The organism is Pseudomonas reinekei (assembly GCF_001945365.1).
Classification (GTDB): Bacteria; Pseudomonadota; Gammaproteobacteria; order Pseudomonadales; family Pseudomonadaceae; genus Aquipseudomonas; species Aquipseudomonas reinekei.
Window position 1 is genome coordinate 14,967 of record NZ_MSTQ01000020.1, and the last position, 12,157, is coordinate 27,123.

The 12,157-nt window shown below is 57.7% G+C and carries 13 protein-coding genes; 6 read left to right on the top strand and 7 right to left on the bottom strand.

The window, feature by feature from the left end; all coding sequences use genetic code 11:
* Positions 1 to 100: 100 nt before the first annotated feature.
* The 5 genes from BVK86_RS30345 to BVK86_RS24270 all read right to left on the bottom strand — a co-directional run bounded on the left by BVK86_RS30345 (position 101) and on the right by BVK86_RS24270 (position 5,091).
* The gene (locus tag BVK86_RS30345) at positions 101 to 229 is read right to left on the bottom strand and encodes a PA1414 family protein (protein ID WP_007914492.1); all 129 of its coding nucleotides are present in this window, start codon (positions 227 to 229) and stop codon (positions 101 to 103) included.
* 139 nt (positions 230 to 368) lie between these two features.
* Positions 369 to 1,262 (bottom strand): putrescine utilization regulator PtrR, encoded by an 894-nt coding sequence (gene ptrR, locus BVK86_RS24255; protein ID WP_075948793.1) that lies wholly within the window; start codon positions 1,260 to 1,262, stop codon positions 369 to 371.
* 92 nt (positions 1,263 to 1,354) lie between these two features.
* On the bottom strand, positions 1,355 to 2,287 hold the full coding sequence (locus BVK86_RS24260; RefSeq protein ID WP_075948794.1) for a DMT family transporter: 933 nt from the start codon (positions 2,285 to 2,287) through the stop codon (positions 1,355 to 1,357).
* Between the two features lie 166 nt (positions 2,288 to 2,453).
* Positions 2,454 to 3,899 (bottom strand): NCS1 family nucleobase:cation symporter-1, encoded by a 1,446-nt coding sequence (locus tag BVK86_RS24265; protein WP_075948795.1) that lies wholly within the window; start codon positions 3,897 to 3,899, stop codon positions 2,454 to 2,456.
* Positions 3,900 to 4,254: 355 nt separating this feature from the next.
* Entirely contained in the window at positions 4,255 to 5,091 is an 837-nt protein-coding gene (locus tag BVK86_RS24270) for a CvfB family protein (RefSeq protein ID WP_075948796.1), read from the bottom strand.
* Positions 5,092 to 5,439: 348 nt separating this feature from the next.
* Here BVK86_RS24270 and BVK86_RS24275 point away from each other — a divergent pair, with 348 nt between their 5' ends.
* The 3 genes from BVK86_RS24275 to BVK86_RS24285 all read left to right on the top strand — a co-directional run bounded on the left by BVK86_RS24275 (position 5,440) and on the right by BVK86_RS24285 (position 7,504).
* Positions 5,440 to 5,628 (top strand): hypothetical protein, encoded by a 189-nt coding sequence (locus BVK86_RS24275; protein ID WP_172668627.1) that lies wholly within the window; start codon positions 5,440 to 5,442, stop codon positions 5,626 to 5,628.
* A gap of 206 nt (positions 5,629 to 5,834) precedes the next feature.
* Positions 5,835 to 6,557: a TorF family putative porin gene (locus tag BVK86_RS24280; protein ID WP_075948797.1), complete on the top strand. Its 723-nt coding sequence runs from the start codon at positions 5,835 to 5,837 to the stop codon at positions 6,555 to 6,557.
* A gap of 77 nt (positions 6,558 to 6,634) precedes the next feature.
* Positions 6,635 to 7,504: a DUF6279 family lipoprotein gene (locus tag BVK86_RS24285; RefSeq protein WP_075948798.1), complete on the top strand. Its 870-nt coding sequence runs from the start codon at positions 6,635 to 6,637 to the stop codon at positions 7,502 to 7,504.
* An 82-nt stretch (positions 7,505 to 7,586) separates the two neighbouring features.
* On the opposite strand, the gene BVK86_RS24290 is transcribed toward BVK86_RS24285, so the two are convergent.
* A complete protein-coding gene (locus BVK86_RS24290; RefSeq protein WP_075948799.1) occupies positions 7,587 to 7,976 on the bottom strand; it encodes a transcriptional regulator in 390 nt (129 codons plus the stop codon).
* Positions 7,977 to 8,148: 172 nt separating this feature from the next.
* Here BVK86_RS24290 and BVK86_RS24295 point away from each other — a divergent pair, with 172 nt between their 5' ends.
* Positions 8,149 to 8,883: a DUF899 domain-containing protein gene (locus BVK86_RS24295; RefSeq protein ID WP_075948800.1), complete on the top strand. Its 735-nt coding sequence runs from the start codon at positions 8,149 to 8,151 to the stop codon at positions 8,881 to 8,883.
* 75 nt (positions 8,884 to 8,958) lie between these two features.
* The gene (locus BVK86_RS24300) at positions 8,959 to 9,234 is read left to right on the top strand and encodes a hypothetical protein (protein ID WP_075948801.1); all 276 of its coding nucleotides are present in this window, start codon (positions 8,959 to 8,961) and stop codon (positions 9,232 to 9,234) included.
* Between the two features lie 61 nt (positions 9,235 to 9,295).
* On the opposite strand, the gene BVK86_RS24305 is transcribed toward BVK86_RS24300, so the two are convergent.
* Positions 9,296 to 10,636 (bottom strand): DEAD/DEAH box helicase, encoded by a 1,341-nt coding sequence (locus tag BVK86_RS24305; protein WP_075948802.1) that lies wholly within the window; start codon positions 10,634 to 10,636, stop codon positions 9,296 to 9,298.
* A 192-nt stretch (positions 10,637 to 10,828) separates the two neighbouring features.
* Here BVK86_RS24305 and BVK86_RS24310 point away from each other — a divergent pair, with 192 nt between their 5' ends.
* Positions 10,829 to 12,127 (top strand): mechanosensitive ion channel family protein, encoded by a 1,299-nt coding sequence (locus tag BVK86_RS24310; RefSeq protein WP_075948803.1) that lies wholly within the window; start codon positions 10,829 to 10,831, stop codon positions 12,125 to 12,127.
* Positions 12,128 to 12,157: the final 30 nt, after the last annotated feature.

Here is a 12,157-nt window from a genome sequence, read left to right on the forward strand (position 1 = left end):
CAGCCTGCGGCAGCGCCTGCAGGTGCACCGACAATCGCAGCATCAGAGCAGCACCTGCAGGCGCTGCCGAAGACTGCGATCTATTCAGCCCTTGATGGACTTATCGACGGCGCTGCTGGCGTCGGCGCTGTTCGTCATCTGTACGGATGGGCACAGGTTGCAGAGGCGGTTCGATCAAACCGAGTGCGACACCCAGGTCGTGCAGCCAGTTCTGGATTTTCTCTTTCATGATGCCCCCTTCAGGGTAGTGCCGAGCGGCCAAAATTCTGTAGCCCCTTCGCACTGATAATAGTCCGAAGTCCGGAGCAATGCTCGCCGAAAGTGGCAATGATCTGTTACTGAATGGATCACAATCGAACGCCATTAAATCATGCAATCGCCCGGGTCTGGCTTTGCGCCGACGGATAGACCGCTTGCTGCTCCTCGATCCACGCGTTCAGGTTGGCGCCGACCATGCCCTTGCGCCACATCAGCCAGGTGGTGGCGCTGGCAAATGGCTCGGGTAACGGATGCACCGCCACACTTTCACGGCCCGGCAGGCTGGCGAGCATCGACTCCGACATCATCGCCACGCCGGAGCCGGCAATCACACACGCGAGCATCCCCGGGTAGGACTCGATTTCCATCGCCCGGCCCATGACCGCGTGATCGTGGGAGAACCAGGATTCCAGGCGCATCCGATAGGAGCAGCCCTGACGAAAGGTGAACACCGAACGCCCTTCGATGTCCCGCGCACTGAGCACCGGCGGGTGGTCGGCCTCGCTGATCAGCACCAGCCGCTCCTCGCACAACAGCACGCCGTCGATCACTGCCAGTTCTGGCGGCCCGTCCACCAGCGCCGCATCGAGGCGGCCGGTGAGCAAACCTTCCAGCAGTTCACCGCTCGGCCCGGACTGCACTTGCAGGTTCACCGCCGGATAGCGCCGGTGGTAGCGCGCCAACAACGCCGGCAGGTGAATCGCGGCGGTGCTGTACATCGTGCCAAGGACGAAGTCGCCAGCCGGTTGCCCACCCTGCACCGCCGCGTTGGCTTCATCGTGCAAGGCGAACAATTTGGCGGTGTAGTCCAGCAGGACTTTCCCCGCAGGCGACAATTGCAAACGCTGACGCTCGCGCACGAACAATTCAACGCCAAGTTGCTCTTCGAGCTGCTTGAGCCGTGTCGACAGGTTGGATGGCACCCGGTGCAGGCGTTCGGCGGCGCGGGTGATGGAGCCTTCTTCCGCCACCGCCTGGAAGATTCGCAACTGGCTGAATTCCACACCTTTCTCCAAACATGAACAAGTCACCAACTATTGTTCTTTAAAAAAGAAAGTCAATCACTCCCGGCCTGACGGTCGTCGACCTTCCCGGCTCAGCTTTGCCCCAGTACTTTGCGCAAACGGCGGCGGACCCACTGCTCAGCGCTGACAAAGGTGATCCCCAGCAACACCAGCACCGCGCCGATCACAAAGTTCAGGCTCAATTCTTCACCCAGCAGCAACACGCCGAACGTGACACCGAACAGCGGCGTCATGAAGGAAAACACCGCCAGATTAGCCGCCAGATAGCGGCGCAACAGCCAGAACCAGATCAGATAGCTGAAGAACGACACCACCACGCCTTGAAACAGCACGCTGGCCACCGCCACGGGGGTCAGGCTGACATGGGTGATCTGGCCGCTGAGCAGCGCGATCAATACCAGGCCGACAAACCCGACAAGCAACTGATAGAACAACGTCAGCGTCACCGGCGCCTCCGACAACCGCGAAGCGCGCACCACCACGGTTGTTGCGCCCCAAGCCGCACCCGCCAGCACGCCCAGTGCATCGCCGAGCAGCATGCGGCGGTCAAGGTTGTCCCAGGAAACCCCTCCGGCAAACGCGATGCCGATCCCGATGAACGCCAGGATAATCCCCAGCCATTGCACCGGTCTCAATCGTTCACTGGGCAACAACCAATGCACGCCCAACGCGGTGAAAATCGGCGCGGTGTAGAGAAACACCGACATGTGCGCCGCGGTGGTCAGTTGCAGTCCTTCAGAGATAAAGAAAAACTCCACGCCAAACAAGGCACCGGCCAACAGCCCGCCTCGCCATGTAGCGCTGACCTGATCCCAGCCACCCTTCCAGCAGATCAACAATCCTACGAGCAATGCAGAAATGCCCGACCGAGCCGCCGCCTGCATGACCGGCGCGATGTCGGGCGCCGCCCACTTGATCATCACCTGCTGGACACCCCAGACCAGGCACAACCCCAGCATCACTTGCAGGGCAAATCCATCGGCGCTGCGCCGGGTGGCGCTCACCTTGAAACCTCGACAACACAGAACATGGCAGTGGCTCGACAGTAAAAAGCAAAGCCCCGGCCTGCTTGTTGACCAAGCGGTGCCGGGGCGAATTTTCATGCTGTCGATTATTAACCAGATGGCGTGAAATTGCCGCCTGTCACAGACCTTTATGTAGCGGGTTGCGTCATCCCGCCGTGGCTAGCGCAACGGGCTGCTGCGCCTGTTCACGTTTGGCCAGAATGAAAAACAGCACGCCACCGAGGAAACAACCAGTGAACCAGGCAAAGTTGGCCATTGGCTGCAGGATTGGGGTGAAAGTAATCGCCACCCCCATCAGCGTGGCCGGCACCAGCGCCTTGACCGCTGTCCAGTTCACCCCGCCGCTGTAGTAATAACGCCCGCCCGGGCCGTCATTGAACAGCGCATCGACGTCGATCTGTTGTTTTTTGATCAGGTAGTAATCCACCAGCAGGATGCCGAACAACGGGCCGATGAACGCCGCCAGTACATCGAGGGTGTAGTGGATCACTTCCGGGTTGTTGAACAGGTTCCATGGCGTGATGAAGATCGAAGCCACTGCCGCGATCATGCCGCCGGCGCGCCAGCTGATTTTGCTCGGGGCGACATTGGCGAAATCGAAGGCCGGGGAAACGAAATTGGCAACGATATTAATGCCGATGGTCGCGGTGACAAAAGCGAATGCACCGAGCAACACCGCCACACTGTTGTCGATGCGCGCCACGGTGGCAATCGGGTCGTGAAGCATCTCACCGAACACCGGCAAGGTCCCGGAAACAATCACCACGGTCACCAGGGAGAACGCCAGAAAGTTTACCGGCAGGCCCCAGAAGTTGCCGCGACGCACGTCTTTCATACTCCGGCAGTAACGACTGAAATCACCGAAATTCAGAGTCGGACCGGAAAAGTACGACACCACCAGGGCCATGGCCACGATCACTTGTCCGAAAGCTTCCCAACCCGACAGGGATTTTTCCGCGAGGGTGAAACTGATGTTGCTCCAGCCGGCCTGCCAGACAATCCACCCTGCCAGCAGGAACATGACGCCGTATACCACCGGCCCGGCCCAGTCGATGAACCGACGGATCGACTCCATTCCGGCCCAGAACACCAGCGCCTGAACAAACCACAGGCTGAGGAACTCGAACCAGCCGAGATAAGACAAACCGGCGAAGTGCGGTTCGGCGTAGGCAGCCATCGAAGGGAAGAAGCGCAACACCACGATGATTAGCGCACTGGACGCCAGGTACGTCTGAATGCCGTACCAGGCCACGGCAATCAGCCCGCGAATAACCGCCGGAATATTCGCCCCGAACACGCCGAAAGCCAATCGACAGATCACCGGATAGGGCACTGCTGCTTGCTGGCTGGGTCGGGCCACCAGATTGGCGATCAATTGCACGATGCAGATACCGCCGAGCAACGCGATCAACACCTGCCAACTGGCCAGACCCAGCGCAAAAAGGCTGGCCGCAAATACATAGCCGCCAACGCTGTGCACGTCGCTCATCCAGAACGCAAAGATGTTGTACCAATTCCATTTCTGCGGCAGCGGTCCCAGGTCCTGGTTATACAAGCGCGGGCTGTAGCCGTTGGGCATTTGCTCGGTCATCGCGGAGCTCCTCGAAAGCGCCCCCGTGTCGATGTGACAAGCACACTGCGTACGGGAGTCGTCATGGTTTGTATACGAGTCCCTACGCAGAATGCGTGCCATATGTAGGAAAGGTGTGACGAATCGCGGCTTTCGGGTGATTTAACGAGGGTCAAACCGGGAGCATTGCGGGAGATTTGTGCCCACCCACAGGGCATCCGCGCTTATAAACGGTGCAAAGATTTTGTATACATGAAGGATGAGTGACTGCAACCCTATCAATTGCGAGCAGGCTTGCTCCCACATTGCTCCGGCTGGCGCGGACCAGATGTGTGGGAGCGCGCCAGCACTCAGGGGTGCTGGCTGTAATGCAACATCAGCTCAGTTCAATGCGATCGGCATGAATGACAATCTGGCCATTCTTGTACAACGCACCAATGGCTTTCTTGAAGTTACCTTTGCTGACCCCGAACAGGCTGCTGATGACAGTCGGATCGCTCTTGTCGCTGACTGGCAGAGTTCCGTTATTTTCGCGCAACTTGGCGAGGATCTTCGAGTTCAGGCTGGTGGCCGCTTCCTGGCCGACCGGTTGCAGGCTCAGGCTGATCTTGCCGTCGGTGCGAACTTCCTTGATAAAGCCCTTCTCTTCTTTACCGGCGCGCATGAACTTGAATATTTCGTTCTTGTGGATCAGGCCCCAGTGCCTGTTGTTGATGATTGCCTTGAAGCCCATATCGGTGGCTTCGGCAACCAACAGGTCAACTTCCTGACCCGCCGTGTAGTTGGCCGGCGTCTTGTCCAGGTAGCGGTCCAGACGCGCTGTCGCGGTGATGCGGCGGGTGTGCTTGTCGAGGTAGACATGCACCACCACATATTCACCGGCTGTCAGCTGACGCTTTTCTTCCGAATACGGCAGCAACAGATCCTTTGGCAGCCCCCAATCCAGGAACACACCGATGCTGTTGACTTCAACAACTTTCAAACTGGCGAATTCACCGACTTGAACTTTCGGCTTTTCAGTAGTTGCGATGAGTTTGTCATCGCTGTCCAAATATACAAATACGTTGAGCCAGTCTTCATCTTCGCTTGGAATATCTTTTGGAATATAACGGTTCGGCAAAAGAATCTCGCCGTCCGCGCCACCGTCCAGATATAAACCGAAGTTAGTGTGTTTAACCACTTGCAAACTGTTGTAACGCCCGACTAAAGCCATGTCCAATACCCTCATTGCGTGGCGGCATTCTACCCGGTTTTGCAGGCCGCGTTCGGTGGCCGGTCCGGCGGCAGGAGAAAAACCTGCGCAGGCCTTAATTTTTCCGGGTTTTGCGCTAACAAACGGCCGCTCGTCTGACCGAACCGTCGACTTCCGCGCCGGCCGGAGCAGTGCATAAAGCGTTTTTTCAGAGACTTGTTTTTATTTAAAACAGCGACTTAGGGAAATATACCAACAACAATCCGCCATTTATTTTGCTCCTATGCCGTATTCCGCACGGGATATTTGCCAAGCAAATTGCGGGTATTTCCTGTACGATGCCTGGCCAAGTTAATTTTCTACAGGTTAATGGCCGCCATGCGCGTAAAAGCATCCAACAGCAAAGCAAAGCCAGCTCCAGCCGTCGAAACCAGCGAGTCGATCAACAGCCAGATCGCTGCATTCCTCAAATCCGGCGGTGAAATCCAGCAAATTGCCAAAGGCGTCAGCGGCCAGACGTTCGGCCCGTCCAAGCAGATCACGCTGGGCAAGAAGTAAACACCACGCGTTACCTGGTCCCTGAGCGCTTTGAGCATCGAAGCGCCTGGACTGGAACACTCGCAACAACCTCCCCGACCCCCTCAATATTGTAAAAATCGACGAACGGCCCTCGATGGCTGTCATTCGTCGGTATCCTTGCACGCGTCTAGATCAAGCGTTCCAGTGGGCCAAACCGCCCGCACTCGCTGTTCATGGAGTGACGCATGCTCAAATCCCCCTGTTTATCATTACTGCTCGGCGGCCTGTTGGCTTGCCCTTTCGCCCATGGGCAAGTGTTCCAGCGCGAACTGGGGGATTTCGACCTCAAGCTCGGCACCAGCCCCAGTCGCAGCATGGCCCAAGGCCTGGTCAAACCCTCCGCCGCCGGTTCGTTCCATGGTGGCCTGGACCTGACGCATGACAGCGGTTTCTACTTCGGCCAGTGGTCACCCAGCATGGGAATCACCCCGGGGAAAAATCTCGAAATCGATTCCTACGCGGGTTTTAAACAACCTTTCGACCAAACCTTGGGCTACGAGGTGGGGATCATTCACTACAGTTACCCCGAAGTGGACACCCTCGACAGTCAGGAACTGTTTGGTGGTTTGACCTTGCTGGGCAGTCGCTTCGGCGTCGCCTTGAGCAACGACCCGGATAAACAGAACAGCACCTTGTTCGCCGACCTCAGCGGCAATCAGCCTTTCGGTATCGGGATCAGCATGAAGTACACCACCCACCAGTTGAATGCGCCGGTGGCGGTGGACGGTGGTTACGTAGGCAGTTTCACCGATTGGTCGGTGAAACTGTCCCGTCCTTTCATGGGCATCGACCTTGACCTGATCTACAGCGACTCCAGCCTCAGCGGCAGCTATTGTTCGGCCTATTCAGGGCACAACAGCCAATGTGACGGACTCGTCACCCTCAAGGCCGAACGCAGCTTCTATTGATTCGCTGAACTGCCGGCCTCATCTTGCGTTCACATGAGAATCAGATCCCGAAGCCAGGCTTTCGCAAGGATTCGCCCATGTCTCGCTGGTTGAAATACATCACTTTTGTGCTCATGTTCAGCCTCACCCTCGGCGGATGCAGCCGCATGGGCCTGGCCTATCGCAACCTCGACGTGATCATTCCCTGGACGCTCGGCGACTACCTGGACATGAACGGCGAGCAAAAAGGCTGGTTCAACGAACGCCTCAAAGAACACTTGAGCTGGCACTGCACCACGCAAATGCCCAGCTATCTCGATTGGCTCGACCGTTTGCAAAGCATGGTGGCCAGCAATCAGGTAACCGATGACGCGCTGCAGGCCCGTGCGACCGAAGCCAAGCAGGCAATCGCCGAAACTGCACGGGAAATCACTCCCTCAGCCGTGGAATTACTGCAAGGTCTGGATGACAAACAGGTCGCGGAAATGAACGAAGCGTTCGCCAAGGACCAGCGCAAGCGTGAGGTGCAATATCTCAAACCGTCTCTCGATCAGCAGATCAAGGAACGTGGCGAGCGCATGGAAAAACGCCTCAATGACTGGCTCGGCCCGCTCAGCCCGACGCAGCGGCAACGCGTTGCGGCGTGGTCGAACGCGCTGGGCGATCAGAATACGCAGTGGATCGCCAATCGCGTTCATTGGCAGAAGCAGTTCAGTGCAGCGGTGGCCCAACGCCAGAGTCCGGAATTCCCACAGCGAATCGAGACACTTCTGGTTGACCGAGAGCGTTTATGGACGCCGGAATATCGTCAGGCCTTCGCCAAAACCGAGGCCCAGGCACGTTCGCTGTTCGTTGAACTGATGACAGAAAGTACACCGACGCAACGTCAGCGTTTGCAGACAAAGATTGAAGGGGTGAAGAAGGATTTCAGTGACCTGAAATGCCTGAAAGCGGCCAAGCAGAGTTAAAGATCAAAAGATCGCAGCCTGTGGCAGCATCTACAGGGGTCGAGTGATTCTGTAGGAACTGCCGCGGGTTGCGATCTTTTGCTCAGGCAATCTGCGCCTTCGAGGCCACTTCATCGAACGTCAGCTCATCCAGCGCATCTTCTTGCTCGTCCAGCACCTGCCGCGGATGGTCATTGCCCGGAATGCTACTGTCGATCAGACTCAATAAACTTGAGCCTCGGGGCGTCAGGATGTAATTGGAACCGGTACCGCCCTGCTCCTCCGGCCGAGACTCGATATAGCCTCGCTCCAGCAGTAATTTTTCGTACTCCCCCGCCACCGCTTTCAAATGGTCAAGGTTCTCCGTGCGCTCACCTTCCGACGCTTTTTCCGCAGCGTATTGCTCGGCATAGGGCCGTGGGGTAAAGCTGGCTTCACCGCGCTGCACTTCGTGCAACAGGCGTTCAATCAAATCCCAATTGTAAGTCGTCATCCTGCAACCTCCGGTGCCCGAGAGTGGGGCCTTCATAGGTTGTGACCGGTATGCCCGACGGCCGTTCACCTGAGTTTATTGTCACGACCGACCGGCGGCGTGTCGAATTCCAGGCAAGCCGAACGACTAGGCTGTGTAAGTCCCCTCCCAGCCCCACGCAGGAGATATCACCATGAACGTCCAGAATCATCCCGTCGTGTCCCGGGAAGAATGGCTCGCCGCTCGCAAACAGCACCTGGCCCACGAAAAAGCCTTCACCCGCGAACGAGACAAACTCAGCGCCGAACGCCGCGCCCTGCCTTGGGTGAAAATCGACAAGGACTACCACTTTCAGGGCCCCAATGGCGAACTGAAGCTCGCCGACCTGTTCGGCGATCACAGTCAGTTGGTCATTTATCATTTCATGTTCGCCGAAGGCTGGGACGAAGGTTGCCCGGGATGCTCATTCCTTTGCGACCACATCGATGGTGCCAACCAGCACCTGGCCCACCATGACGTGGCCGTGGTGGCGGTGTCCCACGCACCGTTCGGCGAATTTCAGGCGTTCAAGCGACGCATGGGCTGGAAGTTCGATTGGGTCTCGTCAGAAGGTTGCGACTTCAACTACGACTTTGGCGTCTCGGCCAGAGCCGAAGACGTCGCCGCCGGAAAAGCGACTTACAACTACGAAAAAACTGACGGCTCCGAGGAAGAACTCCCAGGCCTCAGCGTGTTTTATCGCGACGACGCCGGCGAAATTTTTCACACCTACTCCACCTATGCCCGAGGCCTGGACCTGTTGGTAGGTGCCTACAACTACCTTGATTTGACGCCCAAGGGGCGCAATGAAGAGGAAATCATGGAGTGGGTGAAACATCACGACAAGTACGATGACGCTGCCCCGGCCAGTTGCTGCCACAGCGGGTGAAAATGCGCCTGAACTTTTTTCCTCTTTCAGGCCTCAACCGGTTAACCCGCCTTAACCGGAACTGAGGCCTGACTCATGAAAACCCTGCTCAAACTCACCCTCGCCGCCTCCCTCGCTTGCGCCCTGCCCGCCTGGGCCTGTACCCCCGAAGAGGCCACGGCCAAACGCGAACAATTGGCCAAGGAAGTCACCCGACTCACCGAACAGAATCCGGACAAGGCAAAGGAGATCAACGATGAGTTGCAGAAGATGGATCTAGGCACCGCTTCCAAGGATCTGCCGGACAAGTGCCAGTTGATTGATCAGCGCCTGAAAGAGTTGGGTTCGGCGCAGAAGAAAGCCGAGACCTGATGAACGCCGATCATAAAAAAACCGGACGTTTTTCCGGTTTTTTTATGATCGACTAAAGCGCTTACTCAGCCGCCGGCGCTTCCGGCTTGCGGCGCTTGAGCGGGGCCATGCCGTCCTTGCTCACCAGCGAATCGCTTTTCGGGCGATTGGCGCTCTTGCGCTTGGTCGGGGTCTTGGCGGCGACTTTTTTCTTGTCACCCTTGGCGTCGGTCTTTTTCTTTTTTACGCCAACAGCCTTGCCCGAAGCCTTGACCTTTTTCGGTCCGCCGTAGGTGCCTTTGACTTCCTTGATGGTGCGGCGCTCGAAGCTCTGCTTGAGGTAGCGCTCGATGCTCGACATCAGGTTCCAGTCGCCGTGGCAGATCAGCGAGATGGCCAGGCCATCGTTGCCGGCGCGACCGGTACGACCGATACGGTGTACGTATTCGTCGCCGCTGCGCGGCATGTCGAAGTTGATCACCAGGTCCAGGCCGTCCACGTCCAGGCCGCGAGCGGCGACGTCGGTGGCCACGAGGATTTTCACCCCGCCCTGCTTCAGGCGATCGATCGCCAGTTTGCGATCCTTCTGGTCTTTCTCGCCGTGCAGCACGAACGCTTTGTATTCCTGCGCCACCAGACGACCATAGATGCGGTCGGCCATGGCCCGGGTGTTGGTGAACACGATGGCCTTCTGATAGGTCTCGTTGGCCAACAGCCAGTTAACGATTTGTTCTTTGTGCTGGTTGTGGTCAGCGGTGATGATTTGCTGACGGGTGGTTTCGTTCAACTGGCTGACCGCGTTGAGCTGCAAGTGCTCAGGGTTGTTCAGGACCTTGGCGATCATCTCGCGCAGGCCGGAACCCCCGGTGGTGGCGGAGAACAGCATGGTCTGCTGACGGTGGGTGCATTCGTCGACCAGACGCTGCACATCGTCGGCGAAGCCCATGTCGAGCATACGGTCGGCTTCGTCGAGCACCAGCACTTCAACTTCTTTCAAGTCGAGGTTGCCAGCGTTCAGTTGCTCGATCATCCGGCCCGGCGTGCCGATCAGGATGTCCGGCACCTTGCGCAGCATGGCAGCCTGGACCTTGAAGTCTTCACCACCAGTGATCAGGCCGGACTTGATGAAGGTGAACTGCGAGAACCGTTCAACTTCTTTCAGGGTCTGCTGGGCCAGTTCACGGGTCGGCAGCAGGATCAGGGTCTTGATGCTGACGCGGACTTTGGCCGGGCCGATCAGGCGATTGAGGATCGGCAAAACGAATGCAGCGGTCTTGCCGCTACCGGTTTGCGCTGTCACCCGCAGGTCACGCCCTTGGAGCGCCAGCGGAATGGCCGCTGCTTGCACAGGCGTTGGCTCGACAAATTTAAGCTCGGCCACGGCTTTGAGCAGGCGTTCGTGCAAGGCGAATTCGGAAAACACGGGTGCTACCTCGAAGAAATGCAAAAAAACAGCTGCATAGGGTACCGGTTTCGAGCGCCCAGGCCGAGTTTCTTTATGCAATCGACCGTAAACAGTGGCTTTTTTGTTGCCTGATTTGTCCCCAAACGCAATACAAAGCGTCTTAAATGCTCTAATCGCCCGTCGCGTCTCATAGAAGAATCGTTTTTGCACATGGATATCAAACAGCTCTGGCTCAATGCCCAAGACCTTTGGGGCACTCTCGACCAACATCCGCTCCTGCATGCCAGCCTGGCGCTGATGGTGTTGCTGATCATCGCGCTGCTCCTCGGACGAGTGGCCCGCTACCTGATTCTGCACGCCAGCCGAATGCTCGGCCGTCAGCCCGCCCTGCACTGGGTCAACGACCTGCGCCACAACAAGGTGTTTCAACGCCTGGCGCAAATGACACCGTCACTGGTGATCCAGTTCGGCCTGCACCTGGTGCCGGAGCTGAGCAAAACGGCGATGGTGTTCCTCGGCAACGTAGCGTTGGCGTTCACCATCCTGTTCCTGCTGCTGTCCGTCACCGCCCTGCTCAATGCGCTGCTGGACATCTACGCCCGCACCGAACATGCCCGCACGCGCTCGATCAAGGGCTATGTGCAACTGACGAAAATGGTCTTGTACGTGTTTGGCGCGATCATCATCGTCGCCACATTGATCGATCGCTCGCCGCTGTTGCTGCTGTCGGGTCTGGGTGCGATGTCGGCGGTGATCCTGTTGGTCTACAAGGACACCTTGCTGTCTTTCGTCGCCAGTGTGCAGTTGACCAGCAACGACATGCTGCGCGTCGGCGACTGGATCGAGATGCCACAGGTCGGCGCCGATGGTGATGTGGTGGACATCACGCTGCATACGGTCAAGGTGCAAAACTTTGACAAGACCATCGTCTCGATCCCGACCTGGCGCCTGATGTCCGAGTCGTTCAAGAACTGGCGCGGCATGCAGCAGTCAGGTGGCCGACGGATCAAGCGCAGCTTGTTCATCGACGCCAGTGGTGTGCGTTTCATCCGCGATGACGAAGAATTGAAACTGTCCCAGGTGCATCTACTGACCGACTACATGAGCCGCAAGAAGGCCGAGCTTAAGGCCTGGAACGAAGCCCAGGGTAATGTCGCCGCCATGTCGGCCAACCGCCGACGCATGACCAACATCGGCACGTTCCGCGCCTATGCACTGGCCTACCTGAAAAGCCACGCCGAGATCCAGCCGAACATGACCTGCATGGTCCGGCAGATGCAAACCACCGCGCAGGGCATTCCACTGGAAATCTATTGCTTCACCCGCACCACGGCCTGGGCCGATTACGAGCGGATTCAGGGGGATATTTTCGACTATCTGCTGGCGGTGCTACCGGAGTTCGGACTGAATCTGTATCAGCAACCGAGCGGGACGGATTTACGCGCCGGGCTGCTGCCGGCCGTGTTGGGCACGAGCCACATTCCCGAGGCGGAAAAACACGTGATGTGACACCACAAAAAACTGTGGGAGCGAGCTCGC

Bases quoted from the DNA above. Each gene is read 5' to 3' on its own strand.
- BVK86_RS24265 (WP_075948795.1), bottom strand. From the start codon at position 3,899: ATGACCGAGCAAATGCCCAACGGCTACAGCCCGCGCTTGTATAACCAG.
- BVK86_RS24280 (WP_075948797.1), top strand. From the start codon at position 5,835: ATGCTCAAATCCCCCTGTTTATCATTACTGCTCGGCGGCCTGTTGGCT.
- BVK86_RS30345 (WP_007914492.1), bottom strand. From the start codon at position 229: ATGAAAGAGAAAATCCAGAACTGGCTGCACGACCTGGGTGTCGCACTC.
- BVK86_RS24310 (WP_075948803.1), top strand. From the start codon at position 10,829: ATGGATATCAAACAGCTCTGGCTCAATGCCCAAGACCTTTGGGGCACT.
- BVK86_RS24275 (WP_172668627.1), top strand. From the start codon at position 5,440: ATGGCCGCCATGCGCGTAAAAGCATCCAACAGCAAAGCAAAGCCAGCT.
- BVK86_RS24285 (WP_075948798.1), top strand. From the start codon at position 6,635: ATGTCTCGCTGGTTGAAATACATCACTTTTGTGCTCATGTTCAGCCTC.
- BVK86_RS24270 (WP_075948796.1), bottom strand. From the start codon at position 5,091: ATGGCTTTAGTCGGGCGTTACAACAGTTTGCAAGTGGTTAAACACACT.
- BVK86_RS24295 (WP_075948800.1), top strand. From the start codon at position 8,149: ATGAACGTCCAGAATCATCCCGTCGTGTCCCGGGAAGAATGGCTCGCC.
- BVK86_RS24300 (WP_075948801.1), top strand. From the start codon at position 8,959: ATGAAAACCCTGCTCAAACTCACCCTCGCCGCCTCCCTCGCTTGCGCC.
- BVK86_RS24290 (WP_075948799.1), bottom strand. From the start codon at position 7,976: ATGACGACTTACAATTGGGATTTGATTGAACGCCTGTTGCACGAAGTG.